Here is a 16149-nt window from a genome sequence, read left to right as displayed (position 1 = left end):
TGGAACAAGTCTTTTATTTTATTAAATTCTAAGTTTGTATAGTTATCGAACAAGTGATTATTATTTATTTTATTTTCATTGGAATTCCAGAAACTACAAAATATACTTCATCTGCCTTTTCTGCAACAACCTGATTCATTTTTCCAGCAATTTCACGAAAATACCTTCCAAGAGGATAACTTGGAACAAGCCCCATTCCCAGTTCATTTGATACAATTATTACATTTTCAAAATTTTGACTGACTTTAAGAAGTTCATTTACTGAATTTTCGACATTTTTATTTAATTTTTCCACAATTTGAACATATAAATTTTTATCAAAATTATCCCAGTCAATATCTCTTTCTTCAAAAATTATATTAGTAACCATATTTGTAAGGCAGTCTACAAGCATGTTGTGCTGTATTTTATTATTATTTTTAAAAAAATCATTTAATGAAACTTCAAAATTTTTGTAAGTTTCGACGGTAACCCAATTGTTTTCACGTCTTTCTTTGTGTAGTCTCACCTTTTCCTTCATTTCCTCATCAAAGACAATTGAAGTTGCTAAATATACATTTTTTTGTTTTCCATTATTTAATTTTAGCAGCATTTCTTCTGCGAACTTGCTTTTTCCGCTTTTTGCTCCGCCAGTAACAAAAATTAATCCCATTTTTTCTCCTTTTCGTATTGATAATTTAGTAGTTTGATATTCAAAAAAAGAGAAAAATATATTGTTTAATTTCTCTCTTTTTCTGAAAAAATTTTAGTTAGTTTCTATTTTTTCTGCTTTCAATTACTTTTTGTGCCAAATCTCCCATTAATTCTTCGTATCTTATGAGTTTCATTTCAAAGTATCCACGTCCCTGCGTGATTGCCTTTAATTCGTTGGCATATTTGAAAGTTTCAGACATTGGAGCTTCGGCAGTAATTTTTTGTTTTGTTCCTTTGTGAGCTTCCATTCCCATTACTTTTCCACGTTTTTTGTTAATATCTCCTATTATATCTCCAATGTATTCTTCTGGAACGATGATTGTAAGCTCCATAATTGGTTCAAGCAATATAGGTTTTGCCTCAAGCATTCCTTTCTTGAAAGCCAAGTTTGCTGCAATTTTGAAGGCTAGTTCAGAGGAATCAACATCGTGATATGATCCGTCGTATAAAACTGCTTTTATGTTAGTTACAGGATAACCTGCCAGCACCCCTTCCTTAAGAGATTCCCTTAATCCTTTTTCTACCGCTGGAATATATGATTTTGGAACGCTTCCTCCTGTGATTGTTTCTTCAAAGACAAAATCTTCATCGTCGATATGTGAAAATTTAATTAATACATCTCCGTATTGTCCATGTCCTCCAGACTGTTTCTTATGTTTTCCCTGAACATCAGAAGTACCTTTAATTGTTTCCCTGTATGGAACTTTTAATTCTACAGTTTTTATTGTTATTCCGAATTTTGCTTTTAATTTTTCGATAACTGTGGCACAATGCAGCTCTCCTTGTACTCCGAGAATTGTCTGGTTTGTTTCAAGATTTCTGTGCCATCTGAATGCTGGATCTTCTTCCATTAGACGATTGAGTCCTAATGACATTTTTTCATCATCATTTTTATTTAGAGGCTCTATTGCCACAAATAACTGCGGTTTTGGAAAAGTTATATCCTTTAATGAAGTTTCTTTCTCACTTGCTGATAATGTATCAGAAGTACCTGTGCTGTTAAATTTTGAGAATACGACAATATCTCCTGCAATTCCTTTTTGAATTTCTTCCATTTTATTTGTTACAAATGTATTTATTTTCCCAATTTTTTCTTTCATTTTTTTATTAATGTTAAAAACATCGCTATCTTGCTTGATTTCGCCAGAATAAATTTTGGCATAAGAAACTTTTCCAAGGAAAGAATCTATAGTTGTCTTGAAAATCTGGCAAACGAACTCATTTTTTTCAGGCTGTATCTTTTGGTTATCAGAAGGCGATGGCAAAAAGTACTTTATAATATCAAAAGCTGTATGAAGTCCGATATTTTTTAAAGTTGAACCACAAATAACAGGAATTACTGAACAGTCGAGCACTCCCTGTCTAAGTCCCCGATGAATTTCAGATGTTGTAAATTCAATTCCATTAAAATATTTATCCATTAGTTCCTCATCTGTTTCTGCAACAGCTTCTAACAGCATTTCACGAATGGGATTAATCTGGTTGTCCATATCAGATGGCATATCTACAGTCTTGCACTCATTTTTTCCTTTATCAAACTCTCTTGCAAACATATCAACTACATTAATATGACCTCTAAATCCATCTCCTTTTCCCCAAGCCACATGAAATGGAGCAATTCGTTTTCCATATTTTTCTCTTAATTGTGAAAGGATCTTTTCATAGTCTGCCTTTTCATTGTCAATTTTGTTTACAAAGATAAATCGTGGAATATTTCTGCTGTCTGTAAGTTCCAGAGCCGTTTCAGTCCCAACTGTCAAATCAGTAGTCCCATCAACAATAATAATAGCTCCATCAACTGCCGCAAGTCCAGATTCAACTTCCCCAAAAAAATCACTATAGCCTGGAATATCTACAAAATTATATTTTGTCCCCTGATATTCTATGGCATGAAGGCTGAGAGAACTTGTAATCTTAGTATCATTTTCATTACCTGTAATACGACTGGCAAGCCCTGCTGTAAATTCCAGACCTTCCACCATATTACTTTTTCCAGAACCGCTATGTCCCAAAATACCAATGTTTCTAATGTTACTGCTATCATATATTCTCATAACATTTCCTCCCTATATATATTTCCATTTTTAACAAATTCTATCCTATATTAAATTTTAACTTGAAATTAGAAAAAATCAAGTTAATTTTCTTTATATTTAAAATGTATTTGCATTATATAATTGGATTTAGCATCAGACTGTTTTGTTTAGTGGTAGCTTTTACTATTTTTATTACACTTTTTCTTTTTTTGTGGGATTTTAAATATTTATCTTACAGTAAATATTTATCCCAGTAATTAAAATTAGCTATATAATGCCTGTTACCAAATTTCGGATTTTATTTCCAACTCCAAGACTTTTCTTTTTACTTGTCAGAAAATCGTAGTCGAACAAATAAAAGTTCTGCTGATTTAGTAAATTAGAAAGATATTTGCTATAGAATTTTTGAGATTTTAAGTTTTCAGTAAAATAGGATTTGTTTAAGTTTTTCTGTTTATTTGAATTATTTAGAGAAGATAAATCAATTTTTTAAGTAAAAAATTAAATAATGACACAACATTTCTGATTGAAGTTTTAATACCGATATGATAAAATTTTAGAAGAAAATAATATAAGAAAAAATTTTGAAAAATAGAGGTAAATTGATGAAAAAAGATAAAATTGGGTTTTTGATATTTCATATATTTTTTATTGCGTTTGTGCTGTTTTTGAAAAATGTAGTTACTTTTCAAAATGAGGCGCTGGAGATGAAATTTTTGGAATGTCTGCTTATGGGTGTTTATATTTATACGTTTTTTACGGCGAAAATTTATTTGGAGTGGCTAAATTCGTATATGATTTTTTTGTATACGCTGTTTTTGTTTAATTTTACAAGGATATTTCTGGATATTGTGAATTATAGGGAGTTTGGATGGGCTACGAAGTTTGCTAATTTTTATTTTTTTTATGATGTGAGAAATGAGATAATAAATGTTTTTCTGCTAGTATTACTATTTACGCATCTAGGATTTTTTATTGCGATTTCAAACGAGAAGATTAATGAAATTAGAAGCAGTGTTACGCTTGAAAGCAGAAGGCTGTTTACGAATGTCGGAATGGCTCTGTTTATAATTTCTTTGCCTGCTTTAGCCTACAAGATGTTTATTCAGCTAAGGGTTATTTTGCGGGCTGGATACGAGGCTTATTATACTGGAATTTTAAAGGGGGTTGATTATCCTGCATTTACAAAAGGCTCTGGTACAGTAATGACAATTGGATTTTTGATATTTTTAATTTCAATTCCATCTAAAAGAAAATTTTTGACAATTTCTTCACTTTATCTTATGGTAAAACTGCTGGATTCATTCAAGGGGGCAAGAGCAATATTTTTGACACAGCTTCTTTTTATAATGTGGTATTACGCAAAAGTCTATGGAATCAGGATAAAAGCTAAGACAATGGTAAAATTAGTAGGATTTACCGTGATTTTTTCACAAATTCTGGTGTCTGTGCGAAGTAAAAAAATATTCAGTCTGGATTTGGTAAACACAATTTTTAATTTTTTATTTTCTCAAGGAGTAAGTTATCTTGTGCTTGGCTACACAATCAATTTTAAGCACAGCATTGTAGGAAACGGAAGCTACCCCTACATCTTGCAGGGAATATTCGGCTTCAAGCCACAGTCGCTGGAAACGCTTGCCACAACCAACTCCATTGCGGATAAATTAACATATTACCTAAATTCAGGTGCTTATTTAAAAGGGGAAGGAATCGGCTCAAACTATATTGCAGAAATGTATGATTTAGGCTACTTCTGGTTAATTATAATCTCAATTCTGCTTGGAATTTTTATTATAAAATACGAAAAATATGTTGTAAAAAATAGATTTTTATTATTAACAAGCTATTACTTCATACCAAATTTATTTTATATCCCAAGAGGCTCATTCTTTGGGGAAGGTCTAATAAAAAATATGGCAATGCTAATAGCAGTTTATGTGATAATTTTCAGTTTTGACTACATGTATAGGAAAATTGCGGAAAAGAAGGAATTAATTTGATTTTTTAGGGAGTTGAATGGGATTGAATGAGAAAATTCAAGAGTTTAAAATGCTGTGGAGTGAAAAATTGATAAAGCTTGGAATAGCAATTTTTTTGATAGGATTAATAGTTTTTTTATTTAAAGGAAGTGAGATATTTAACCAGCTTTTTTTGATAATATTATTGGTTGGTGTAGTAGTTTTGTTAAAGATAAATTTTGAGTTTAATCGGAAAGTAGTAATTTTAAAAGATATTTTAGTTTATTATGAAGATGGAAGAGAATGCCATCGTGCAAAGATAACTGGAAGCAATATCAAAACGTACTATAAAGAAAAAAGAGCTTATAGAAGCAGGTACAAATGTAAGTATATGTCGATAAATAAATTTGAAATCCCTATTTATTCCCTTGGACTTAAAGCTAGTATAGAACTTGAGAAAGCAATATATGAAATTCAATATAAAAAAAATAACAAAGTAATAAAAAACAGATTATTTACAATTCCTAGGGAAAGATTAATTAAAGAAAAATTTGGAAATTTCATTGTCGATACAATCGTTACATTTTTATTGTTAATATTGGCAGCAGCTAATATAAATAATAGAGCATTCTTTTTAATTGCTTGTTTGGTAATTGTTAGTTTAAATGTATTTTCTCTAGTAAAATTAAATAAATTTACACCTAGAACTATAAAAATTACTAAAGATGTTATTATTATTGATAATGTAGAATACAACAAATCTGATATAAAAGAAATTAAAGTTACTAATTCAGACATAGTTACTTTAACAACGCTTTTTAAAACCAGAAGATTAAAAATAACAGGAAAATTTGGAAAAAGAATATTCATGTTGGGAGCTTGTCCAAATTCTGAATTTAAAAATTTCAGAAAAGATATGATTTATGAAAATTATGAAAGTCTTTATGAAGAAATAGTGAAATTTTGTATTAAAAATGAGATTGAGTATGAGTTGGCATAGAAAAATAGGAGTTTAACGTTGATGAAAGTAGAAAATATAAAAATAATAGACGGAATAAATGACAATAATAAAAGTGATATAGTCAAATGTACTAATGAAAAGGGAAAGGGCTTTCTTGAGCAATGGGCTGGAAAAAGTCTTGATTTTCCACTTACAGAAAGTCAGATTGATGATTTGAAAGATATTTATTCGATTTTTTGTGAGAATGAGTTTGTGGGGATTATTCAGAAAATAAGGAAGGAACACGATAATATCCATATTGGAAGATTTTTGATTAATCCTGAGCTTACTGGAAAGGGGCTTGGAAAAAGAGCTTTGATAGAGTTTATAAATTTAATTTTTCAAGATGAGGACGTGAATTCGATTACGTTAAATGTGTTCGATTATAATGCGGGGGCAAAGAAATTGTATGAGAAAGTTGGATTTGAAGTTGTGAATGTTACTGAAAATCCGATGAAAAAGTATATGATGATTATGAAAAAAGGTGAAAAATAGGAGAAAATAATGATAGAAAAAAAAATATATTATGTCTGGATTGGAAATGCCAAAAAGCCAGATATTTTTTATAAATGTCTGGAATCGTGGAAGAAAAATCTGCCTGATTTCGAAATAATAGAGATAAATGAGAAAAATTTTGATATGGAAAAACATCTTGCAAAAAATAGATTTTTTCGTGAATGTTACGAAAGAAGGCTTTGGGCGTATGTTTCGGATTATATGAGAGTGCATTTTATGTATGAAAATTCTGGAATTTATGTGGATACGGATATGGAAATAATTAAAGATTTGACACCGATTTTGGAAGGAAAAGATGAATTTTCTAAAAATGGGAAGATGAATTTTTTTATTGGCTATGAAGATGAAAAACATATAAGTGTTGGGATTTTTGGGACAACGAAACATAATGAGGTGTTAAAGGACATTAAAGATTTTTATGAAAATGACATTTGGAAAAAGCCAATTTGGACAATTCCTAAGATTTTTACATATACTTTTGAGAAAAAATATAATTTGAGCGAGAAAAGGGAAAATGCTTTGAAAAATGGGGAAATAGTTATTTTTCCGAAAGAATATTTTTATCCTTATGGATTTAAGGAAGTTTATTCTGATGATTGTATAAAACCTGAAACATACGGAATTCATTGGTGGAATGACAGCTGGAGCAGTTTGAAGGCTAGATTGTTTTTGGAAGCGAAGCATTTGTCAGGAGTAAAAAAAATGATTAAAAAGATAAGAATAATTGCGAGGTTTTATTTGAAGGAAAAGAGATAATAAGGATTATTTAGATAGAAATAAAAAAGTAAAAATAAAAAGGTTTGGTAGATACTAAAAAAAGTGATATAATTGAATGAAAAATTTGGAATAACAGATGAATTTTTATTAGAGAAACTGTTATTTTGAGAAAATAAAGAAAGATTAGGAGAAATATTGGAAAAATGAGTAATTTAAAAAAATTATTGTTGTCGCTTATGATTTGCGGGGCAACTGTTAGCTGGGCGAAAGAATTTAAAATAATGACATATAATATTTATGGAGGAAGACTTACGAATGGTCAGAAACTAGGTGAAAGCATTAAGCCGTATGAGCCTGATTTTGTGTCACTTCAGGAAGTTGACAAGTTTACGAAAAGAAGTAATTTTCGTGATATAACTTCTGATATTGCGAAAGTTCTTGGTTATGACTATTATTTCTTTAAGAAATCAAGAGATTATGATGGTGGAGAATATGGAATTTCATTTATTTCAAAATATCCGCTTGAGAAGATATATACCTATGAATTGCCGTCGGAAGGAGTAGAAAAAAGACAGCTTATAGTTGCTGAACTTTCTAAAAAGACTTTTGGGAAAAAGGTGCTGGTAATGAATACGCATTTGGACTTTAAGCAACAAATAAAGCCTGAAGAAATGGAGTCGCTGGACTTGCTTACAAAATTTTTTGGTAAAGATGATATAAAATTTTTGAGTGGAGATTTTAATTTTTTACCAACGACAAAATATTATGGAGAAATAACAAAAGGCTGGAGAGACACTTACATGGAATCTAATGTTGGTGGTGTAAGAACGCTTTCAGATCCACGTATTGACTATATTTTTGGAAGCCAGTCAAAAAAATGGAAGGTAAAATCAAGCTATTTTATTAATGATGCAACGCAGGACTGGACAAAATTGTCAGATCATCTTCCATATATGACAATTTTAGATATAAAATAAAAGAAAAAGGAGACATAGAGTATGAAAATTTCCCTTGTAATGCCGACAATTAATGTTACAACTGAACTTGATTTGTTCCTAAAAAGCCTAAAGGCACAGACTTATAAGGATTTTGAGCTGATTGTGGTGGATCAGAATGAAGGAAATGAAGTTTTTGAAATTGTGAAAGATTATGAAGAGGAATTTAAGATAAAATATGTAAGAAGTGATGAAAAAGGGCTAAGCTTGAACAGAAATAGAGGACTTATCTTGATGAAAGGTGAAGTTGTCGGATTTCCTGATGATGATTGTGAATATCGGCCTGATACACTTGAAAAAGTTGCAGAATTTTTTGAAAGAAAGAAAAATTATCAGATTTATTCGTGTCGTACACTTGAACGAGGAAAAGACTATGGAACAGGTGTTATGGAGAAAAAGGACATGGAAATAACGAAGGATAATGTGGATACGACTGTGAAATCCATAACTTTTTTTGTAAATTATGGTAAGGATGATATTGTCTTGTTTGATGAAAATCTAGGCGTTGGTGCAACTTTTGGAAGTGGGGAGGAAACAGACTATGTGCTGACATTGCTTCACAAAGGCTATAAGGGAAGATACTTTGCAAACGATATAATTTATCATCCAGCAAAAAAGGGAAACTATAACGATCTGGAACGTGCTTATAGATATGCATTGGGATTTGGAGCATTGGTAAAAAAGGAAGTAAAGGGCAGAAAAAACAGATTTTATATTCTGAAATACTGGAAACGGCAATTTAGAAGTTTTGCTGGAATGATTGTTACAAGAAACAGGGCCTATCATAGAGTTGTGATGAAGGGTAGAAAAATTGGATATACAAAATATAAAATTTAAAAATTAGGAGAAAAATATGGATAAGGTAAAATGCTTGATAAATATGATAATAGCTTATCTCATTTATCCATTTAACAAAGGAAAATTCAAAAATAGAAATATTTGGCTTGTGGGCGGAAATGCAGGAGAACTTTTTGTGGATAATGGACGTGCGATGTACGAGTATTTACGGTCAAGACAGCAGGAGGAAGTGTACTGGGTAATAAATAGAAATGCCAAGATTGCAAAAAAAATTCCAGGAGAAAAATTGATAAAAGGAAGTGTAAAAAGCTATCTGTATTTTATGAATGCAAAAGTTGCATTATTTTCCCACTCAATTTCTGCGGACATTGTCCCATACCTGTTTGTAGTGCCATTAATAAATAAATTTCATAAAAAAGTATTCAAAGTATTCCTGAATCATGGAACAGTAGGCTTTAAAGTCCGACAGGCAATGAATCCAAAAACAGCAAAAGTAGCAGAAGCACTTGTAAAATCTTATGATTTAAATATCTGTGATTCAGAATTTGAAAAAAAAGTAAAAACAGAAACTTGGTGGGAAGTGCCAAAGGAAACAGCAGTTATAACAGGCTACCCAAGATATGATAAATTATACAATCTAAAAATTACGGAAAAACAAATATTTTTCATGCCAACATGGAGAAACTGGCTAAAGTCAGAAAACTCAGAAAACCAAAAATTTGAAGATACAAAATATTTTCAAAATATTGCAAATTTAATTACAGACAAGAAATTAAATAACTATCTGGAAAAAAATGATATTAAATTAAACATTTATATTCATCAATTAATGCAAGATTATCTAAAAAACTTTGGAAATATAAAACTTGGAAAAAATATAAAAATACTCCCAAAAGAAGTAAACATAACTGAAGAACTGCAAAAATCAAAATTATTAATAACAGATTATTCAAGCGTAGCCTACGATTTTTACTATCTAAACAAGCCAATTATCTTCTTCCAGTTCGATAAACGTGAATACGAAGAAAAAGTCGGCTCTTATGTAGACTTAGACAAAGACTTGTTTGGAAAACAAGCCAAAACTGTAGAAAAATGCGTTGAAGAAATCATCGAAATCTCCGAAAATAATTTTCATTATGATAAGGAAATGAAGCAAAAGTCTGATAAGTTGAGAGAAAAGTTTTTGAAGTATGTGGATAAAGAGAATTGTGAGAGAGTTTATAAAATAATTTTGAAATATTTGGAGAAGAAAGAATAATGTATTCAAAAAATAAAATTAAATGGAAAATATTTGTATTTTTCTTATTGTTTTATATAATAAGTTACTCATCAGAAGTTTTTTTTATTAATAACAATGCTTTTGGTTTAACAGTAAAAACTGAAAAAGCAGAAAATGTGAAAATTACAGACAAAGAACTAGAAAATGATGAATTCTTAATTGTGGAAAATTTAAAAAAGTACTTTGAAAAAGAAATAAAGAATAAAAAGATAAAAAAAATACCGAAAAAAGATTTTCAGGTTCAAGGTTCGTTTCTGATAAAAATTAAATTTGTAGATATTGATGAAGCAATAGTAGAAATAGAGTCAAATGGATTTGAAGTTATAAATAGTGATCTTGTTAAATTAAAATATAGAAAAAAAGATAGAATATGGGAAAAAATATAAAATTGGAGAATTGAGTTTAAATTGGTTTAAGAAAATTTTTAATCAAATTGTCTATTATAATTGAACTAAGTTTGTCGTGATTTTTTGGAAATGAAATCGATTGTTTGAGCGAAGTTTTACGTAGCGAGTTTCGATTTTGTTTTCAAAAAATGCTTAGACGAGCGGGGATTAGTGCGTAGCACTTTCGCCAAAATTTTCAGATATTATAATTTGAAGAAATTGAAATAACTAATATTGCGAAATAAAAGGGGATGGCGACTGATCCCCTTTACGTTTAGAAAAAATAAAAGTATTGAGATAAATAAAAAAATAAATATTAATAAAAAATAATCTTTGTCAATTTTAAATACAATTATTAAGATAAATATTTAGAGTTAAAATTAAATTTTTTGATAAGGTTATCAAATTAAGAATAGTAAAAAAAATAATAAGTTGAAAGGAACATTTAAAAAATGAAAAATTATGACATAATTGTTGTTGGAGCGGGGCATGCTGGGGTGGAAGCTGCACTTGCTACGGCAAGACATGGACTGAAAACAGCGTTATTTACAATATATCTTGACAATATTGCGATGATGTCGTGTAATCCGTCAGTTGGGGGTCCTGGAAAAAGCCATCTGGTATCGGAACTTGGGATGCTTGGCGGGGAAATGGCAAGACATATTGACAATTATAACTTGCAGTTAAAGAACTTGAATCATACGAAGGGGCTGGCTTCACGGATTACAAGGGCTCAAGCTGATAAATACTGGTATAGGGTTAAAATGAGGGAAATTATCGAAAAGCAGGAAAATCTCGATTTGGTGCAGGGAATTGTTGTAGATTTGATTGTGGAAAATAAAAAGGTTATGGGAGTTGAAGATAATCTTGGGATAAAATATGGGGCAAAGGCTGTTGTTTTATGTACAGGAACGTTTTTAGGCGGAGAATATGTTATGGGGGATGTAAAATATTCGTCAGGGCGGCAAGGAGAGCCTGCAAGTGTAGATTTGCCTGATAGACTAGTGGAATATGGCTTTGAGCTGGATAGATACCAGACAGCCACTCCTCCGAGAATTGCCAAATCTTCAATTGATTTTTCTAAAATGGAAGAATTAAAGGGAGAAGATAAGCCACGATATTTTTCTTATGAAACAAAAAAAGAATATAATTCAACTTTACCAACTTGGCTTACATTCACAACACCTGAAACAATAAGAGTGGGACAGGAAATGCTTAAATATTCACCTATTGTTACTGGAATTGTAAGTACGAAGGGGCCACGACATTGTCCTTCACTTGATAGAAAGATTATGAACTTTCCAGAAAAAACAAATCATCAGATATTTCTGGAGCAGGAATCTATAGAATCAGATGAAATCTATATAAACGGATTTACAACAGCAATGCCGCCATTTGCACAGGAAGCGATGTTAAAAACAATCAGCGGGCTAGAAAATGCCAAAATTGTGCGTTATGGATATGCGGTGGAATATAACTTTGTACCTGCGTATCAGTTAAAATTAACTCTTGAAACAAAAGTTCTGGATGGACTTTACACAGCGGGAACTATTAATGGAACGAGTGGATATGAAGAAGCTGCCTGCCAAGGATTTATAGCGGGAGTGAATGCTGCGAGAAAAATTTTAGGGAAAAAGGAAATTGTGATTGACAGAAGTGAAGGATATATTGGGGTTTTGATTGATGATATAATAAATAAAAAAACACCAGAGCCTTATCGTGTATTGCCTTCAAGAGCTGAATACAGACTGACTTTGCGTCAAGACAACATTTTTATAAGACTTTTGGAAAAAGCGAAGGAAATTGGGTTATTAAATACTGAAAAATTAACAGAACTTGAAAATACGTGTCAGGAAATTGAAAACGAAATCGAAAGACTGAAGAGCATTACAGTTTATCCAACTAAGGAAAATAATGAAAAATTACTTGAAATTGTAGAAAAACAAAATCAATCTGAAAGTAAGGAAATTGAGAAAAATAGTAAAAATAGCATGAACAGCCCTGTTTCAGCTTTTGAATTTCTTGCAAGAAAAGAAATAAATTATGATAATTTAAGTGAATTTGTAGAAACTGTGGAATTATCGGATTTAGCGAAGGAACAAGTAGAAATAAATGCGAAATACAATGTGTTTATCGAAAGAGAAAAGGCACAGATTGAGAAATTTAAAAAACTGGAAAAAATGGTAATTCCAAAAGGGTTTGACTATGAAAGCGTAAAAGGGCTTAGCAATATTGCTATTTCTGGACTTATGTATGGACAGCCTGAAACAATTGGACAGGCTAGCAGAATTAGTGGAGTTACTTATAATGATATTTCTCTTTTGATTGCGATTTTGAAGGATTAATAAAATTAGTTTGTACTAAAATTTGAACAGAAGAGTTTTATTCTTAAATTCAGTTCTGATTAATTTTATTGTGATATTTGAAAATTTAGGAAGGAAAAAGAATGGAAAAAACAACAAAAGAAAAAAACAGCTTAGCAGATAACAAAAAAATTAGATTTGGCACAGAATCAATTCCAAAATTGTTAGTTTCACTTGCAGTGCCAGCAATTATTGCCAATCTTGTAAATGCACTTTATAATATTGTAGACCAGATTTTTATTGGGCAGAAAATTGGATTTTTGGGAAATGCGGCTACGAATGTGGCTTTTCCGCTTACGACAATTTGTCTTGCGATTGGGCTTATGACGGGAGTTGGGGCTGCGACGAACTTTAATCTGGAATTAGGTAGAAAACGTCCAAAAAGAGCCAAAAGTGTAGCAGGAACGGCAGTAACAATGCTTCTTTTAGGCGGAATTATATTATGCATATTGATTAATATCTTTTTAAAGCCTATGTTAACAGCATTCGGTGCGACAAATCAGATTTTTGACTATGCGATTGAATATACTCGAATTACATCTTTAGGAATACCATTTTTATTATTCTCAATAGGGGCAAATCCTTTGGTAAGAGCTGATGGAAATGCCTTTTATTCGATGCTTGCGATAGTTATTGGATCGCTTGTAAATACTATACTAGATCCGTTATTTATGTTTGGATTTGATATGGGAATGGATGGTGCGGCTTGGGCAACTGTAATTGGGCAGTTTGTATCAGCAGTTATGTTAGCTTTGTATTTTTTCAGATTTAAAAGCGTGAAATTTGAGTTAAGGGATTTTAAGATAAGAATACGGGAAATAGGGATTTTATTTGCATTGGGAACATCGCCTTTTATTTTTCAATGTTCTGCCTTAATTATTCAAATTGTAACAAATAATCTACTAAAGATATACGGGGCAAAATCCATTTATGGAAGTGAAATTCCGATTGCTGTTGCTGGAATTGTTATGAAAATAAATGTTATATTTATAGCGATTGTATTGGGACTGACACAGGGAGCACAGCCTATTGCAGGATACAACTATGGAGCAAGGAAATATACAAGAGTCCGTGAAATATTAAATTTGACATTAAAAGCTGCTTTTGTTATTTCAATAGTAGCATTTGCGATATTCCAAATTTTCCCTGTACAGATAATTTCTGTATTTGGAAGTGGAAGTGAACTTTACTTTAAATACGGAACAAAATATATGAGAATATTTTTATTTTTCATATTTTTAAATGGTATTCAAGGTGCAATTACATTGTTCTTAACATCAATTGGAAGGGCATTCCAAGGGGCTGTCCTATCGCTTGTAAGGCAGATTATATCATTATTGCCGCTACTTATAATTTTACCGTACTTTATGGGAGTTGATGGAATTATGTTTGCATTTCCAATAGCAGACTTGGTAGCATTTATTGTATCGGTAGTTATTTTGAAAAAAGAAATGAAAAGAATTCCAAAAAAAGATGAAGATGATTAAATAGATTGAAATAAAGGAGAAAAGAATTTAATGAAATTAATAGTGGGACTTGGAAATCCTGGAGAACAGTATAAATTAACAAGGCATAATATCGGTTTTATATTTATTGACGAATATTTGAAGGAAAATAATATAAATGACGTGAGAGAGAAGTTTAAGTCATTGTTTGTACAGACTACTTACAATGGAGACAAGATTTTTTATCAGAAGCCAACTACGTTTATGAATTTGAGTGGAGAAGCAGTTGGAGAAGCTGTCAGATTTTTTAAGATTGATCCGAAAACGGAGCTTTTTGTAATTTATGACGATATGGATATGCAGTTTGGAAAGCTGAAAATTAAGCAAAATGGAAGTGCAGGCGGACACAATGGGATAAAATCTATTATTTCCCATGTTGGAAATGAATTTGTGCGAATAAAATTTGGAATTGGAAAACCAAAGACGAAGGAAGAAACACTGGGATTTGTACTAGGAAAATTTTCGCCTGAGGAAAAGGAAGTTGTTAAAGATTCAAGAGAGAAAATATTTAACTTGATTGACGATATAAAAGATGATATGCGAATTTCAATGTTAATGAATAAATATAACACTAAATAAAAATGGAAAGGAATGGTTTAATGGGTAATGTTATTTTAAAATGCACTAATTTATCCAAAACTTATGATTTTGATAACGCATTAAATAATGTAAATTTATCAATAGAGAGCGGTAAAATTATTGGATTATTAGGACCAAATGGAAGTGGAAAAACAACTTTTATAAAGCTGTTAAATGGACTTCTAAAACCTACCGAAGGAGAAATTTTTATAGATGGAAAAAATCCAGGAGTAGAAACTAAAAAGATTGTTGCATATTTGCCCGATAAAAATTATTTGGATAATTCTAAGACAGTAAAGGCGATTTTACAGCTATTTGCAGACTTTTACGATGATTTTGACTTGGAAAGGGCACAAAATATGTTAAAAGATTTGGGAATTGATATAACAAGAAGATTTAAGTTGCTCTCAAAAGGAACGAAGGAAAAGGTTCAGTTAATACTGGTTATGTGCAGACGTGCCAAGTTATACCTGTTGGATGAGCCAATAGCAGGAGTTGATCCTGCGGCAAGGGATTATATTTTAAATACTGTTATAAAAAATTATAACAGGGAAGCAACAGTTATTATTTCCACACATTTAATAGCGGATGTGGAAAAGGTGCTGGATGAAGCAATTTTCATAAGAAAAGGAGAAATTTTACTTTATCAGGATGTGAAAAGTATAATAAATGAACATAATAAAACAGTTGATGAATACTTTAGGGAGGTGTTTAAATATTGAAAAATTTAGGTAAATTAATTAAATATGATTTTATGGATGCGAGCAAGCTGATAATACCATTTTATATTGGAATGGGAGTAATGGGAATTGTTATAAGAGTGTTTTGGTTCATTTTATTAAATGAGAAAATTGATGAAAGGGTAAGAATTTCTACAGGTGTTTTTCAGTTTATGTCGTATTTTGGCTATGTAATTGCAATTATTGGGATAATTTTGATGACTTATTACATTGTAATAATTCGTTATTATCATTCTATTTATGGAAATGAAGGGTACTTGACAAACACTCTTCCTATTGAAACATATGAAATAATTTTAGCAAAATTAATAACATTTATTAGTTGGTTTATTGTAAATGGAATTATAATATTTTTTACTTTCTGGTTCATTATTCCTTTGGAAGAAGTATTTAAGACAAATATATTTCGACCTGAAGCCTTTCGTGAAATAGAGATGATTTTACGTCATTCTGTAGGAACGACTCTAATTATCGGTATTATTTCATTGTTAGTTATGACAATTGAAAAAATATTATTTTTATTTCTTTGTGTAAGTATTGCAAATATGGTAAAGTCTTACAGAATATTGACTGGAGTTGGAGCA

The 16149-nt window shown here is 30.7% G+C and carries 15 protein-coding genes; 13 read left to right on the top strand and 2 right to left on the bottom strand.

Going from position 1 to position 16149, the window contains the following annotated elements:
• Window positions 1–64: 64 nt before the first annotated feature.
• Window positions 65–652, bottom strand: a complete 588-nt coding sequence (cobU, locus tag Q0370_RS09380; protein WP_299575026.1) for a bifunctional adenosylcobinamide kinase/adenosylcobinamide-phosphate guanylyltransferase — start codon at window positions 650–652, stop codon at window positions 65–67.
• Window positions 653–749: 97 nt separating this feature from the next.
• Entirely contained in the window at window positions 750–2747 is a 1998-nt protein-coding gene (locus Q0370_RS09375) for a translation factor GTPase family protein (protein WP_299575024.1), read from the bottom strand.
• 587 nt (window positions 2748–3334) lie between these two features.
• Here Q0370_RS09375 and wzy point away from each other — a divergent pair.
• The 13 genes from wzy to Q0370_RS09310 all read left to right on the top strand — a co-directional run.
• The gene (gene wzy, locus Q0370_RS09370) at window positions 3335–4729 is read left to right on the top strand and encodes an O-antigen polysaccharide polymerase Wzy (RefSeq protein ID WP_299575022.1); all 1395 of its coding nucleotides are present in this window, start codon (window positions 3335–3337) and stop codon (window positions 4727–4729) included.
• A gap of 16 nt (window positions 4730–4745) precedes the next feature.
• Window positions 4746–5687 carry a hypothetical protein gene (locus Q0370_RS09365; RefSeq protein ID WP_299575020.1) on the top strand — a complete coding sequence of 314 codons (942 nt, stop codon included), beginning with the start codon at window positions 4746–4748 and terminating at the stop codon, window positions 5685–5687.
• Window positions 5688–5708: 21 nt separating this feature from the next.
• Window positions 5709–6182 (top strand): GNAT family N-acetyltransferase, encoded by a 474-nt coding sequence (locus Q0370_RS09360; RefSeq protein ID WP_299575018.1) that lies wholly within the window; start codon window positions 5709–5711, stop codon window positions 6180–6182.
• 9 nt (window positions 6183–6191) lie between these two features.
• On the top strand, window positions 6192–6959 hold the full coding sequence (locus Q0370_RS09355; protein WP_299575016.1) for a glycosyltransferase family 32 protein: 768 nt from the start codon (window positions 6192–6194) through the stop codon (window positions 6957–6959).
• 164 nt (window positions 6960–7123) lie between these two features.
• Window positions 7124–7897 (top strand): endonuclease/exonuclease/phosphatase family protein, encoded by a 774-nt coding sequence (locus Q0370_RS09350; protein WP_299575014.1) that lies wholly within the window; start codon window positions 7124–7126, stop codon window positions 7895–7897.
• 21 nt (window positions 7898–7918) lie between these two features.
• Window positions 7919–8752, top strand: coding sequence for a glycosyltransferase family 2 protein (locus tag Q0370_RS09345; RefSeq protein WP_299575012.1), 834 nt, complete (start codon window positions 7919–7921; stop codon window positions 8750–8752).
• Between the two features lie 16 nt (window positions 8753–8768).
• Window positions 8769–9971, top strand: coding sequence for a CDP-glycerol glycerophosphotransferase family protein (locus tag Q0370_RS09340; RefSeq protein WP_299575009.1), 1203 nt, complete (start codon window positions 8769–8771; stop codon window positions 9969–9971).
• Window positions 9971–10378: a hypothetical protein gene (locus Q0370_RS09335; RefSeq protein WP_299575007.1), complete on the top strand. Its 408-nt coding sequence runs from the start codon at window positions 9971–9973 to the stop codon at window positions 10376–10378. The genes Q0370_RS09340 and Q0370_RS09335 overlap by 1 nt, the downstream gene beginning before the upstream one ends.
• 452 nt (window positions 10379–10830) lie before the next feature.
• Window positions 10831–12723, top strand: coding sequence for a tRNA uridine-5-carboxymethylaminomethyl(34) synthesis enzyme MnmG (gene mnmG, locus Q0370_RS09330; protein WP_299575005.1), 1893 nt, complete (start codon window positions 10831–10833; stop codon window positions 12721–12723).
• A 101-nt stretch (window positions 12724–12824) separates the two neighbouring features.
• The gene (locus Q0370_RS09325; RefSeq protein WP_299575003.1) at window positions 12825–14228 is read left to right on the top strand and encodes an MATE family efflux transporter; all 1404 of its coding nucleotides are present in this window, start codon (window positions 12825–12827) and stop codon (window positions 14226–14228) included.
• A 30-nt stretch (window positions 14229–14258) separates the two neighbouring features.
• The gene (gene pth / locus Q0370_RS09320) at window positions 14259–14825 is read left to right on the top strand and encodes an aminoacyl-tRNA hydrolase (protein WP_299575000.1); all 567 of its coding nucleotides are present in this window, start codon (window positions 14259–14261) and stop codon (window positions 14823–14825) included.
• A gap of 20 nt (window positions 14826–14845) precedes the next feature.
• Entirely contained in the window at window positions 14846–15547 is a 702-nt protein-coding gene (locus tag Q0370_RS09315) for an ABC transporter ATP-binding protein (protein WP_299574998.1), read from the top strand.
• A partial coding sequence (locus Q0370_RS09310; protein ID WP_299574996.1) for a hypothetical protein occupies window positions 15544–16149 on the top strand: 606 nt, incomplete at its 3' end. The genes Q0370_RS09315 and Q0370_RS09310, both read left to right, overlap by 4 nt.

The sequence above is a fragment of the uncultured Leptotrichia sp. genome, assembly GCF_938036635.1.
Taxonomy (GTDB): domain Bacteria; phylum Fusobacteriota; class Fusobacteriia; order Fusobacteriales; family Leptotrichiaceae; genus Leptotrichia; species Leptotrichia hongkongensis.
This window is presented reverse-complemented; position numbering and strand designations above follow the sequence as displayed.

Coding starts and splice junctions, on each gene's coding strand:
- Q0370_RS09345 (WP_299575012.1), top strand. CDS start 7,919: ATGAAAATTTCCCTTGTAATGCCGACAATTAATGTTACAACTGAACTT.
- cobU (WP_299575026.1), bottom strand. CDS start 652: ATGGGATTAATTTTTGTTACTGGCGGAGCAAAAAGCGGAAAAAGCAAG.
- mnmG (WP_299575005.1), top strand. CDS start 10,831: ATGAAAAATTATGACATAATTGTTGTTGGAGCGGGGCATGCTGGGGTG.
- Q0370_RS09315 (WP_299574998.1), top strand. CDS start 14,846: ATGGGTAATGTTATTTTAAAATGCACTAATTTATCCAAAACTTATGAT.
- Q0370_RS09335 (WP_299575007.1), top strand. CDS start 9,971: ATGTATTCAAAAAATAAAATTAAATGGAAAATATTTGTATTTTTCTTA.
- Q0370_RS09340 (WP_299575009.1), top strand. CDS start 8,769: ATGGATAAGGTAAAATGCTTGATAAATATGATAATAGCTTATCTCATT.
- pth (WP_299575000.1), top strand. CDS start 14,259: ATGAAATTAATAGTGGGACTTGGAAATCCTGGAGAACAGTATAAATTA.
- Q0370_RS09350 (WP_299575014.1), top strand. CDS start 7,124: ATGAGTAATTTAAAAAAATTATTGTTGTCGCTTATGATTTGCGGGGCA.
- Q0370_RS09325 (WP_299575003.1), top strand. CDS start 12,825: ATGGAAAAAACAACAAAAGAAAAAAACAGCTTAGCAGATAACAAAAAA.
- Q0370_RS09360 (WP_299575018.1), top strand. CDS start 5,709: ATGAAAGTAGAAAATATAAAAATAATAGACGGAATAAATGACAATAAT.
- Q0370_RS09375 (WP_299575024.1), bottom strand. CDS start 2,747: ATGAGAATATATGATAGCAGTAACATTAGAAACATTGGTATTTTGGGA.
- Q0370_RS09355 (WP_299575016.1), top strand. CDS start 6,192: ATGATAGAAAAAAAAATATATTATGTCTGGATTGGAAATGCCAAAAAG.
- wzy (WP_299575022.1), top strand. CDS start 3,335: ATGAAAAAAGATAAAATTGGGTTTTTGATATTTCATATATTTTTTATT.
- Q0370_RS09365 (WP_299575020.1), top strand. CDS start 4,746: ATGGGATTGAATGAGAAAATTCAAGAGTTTAAAATGCTGTGGAGTGAA.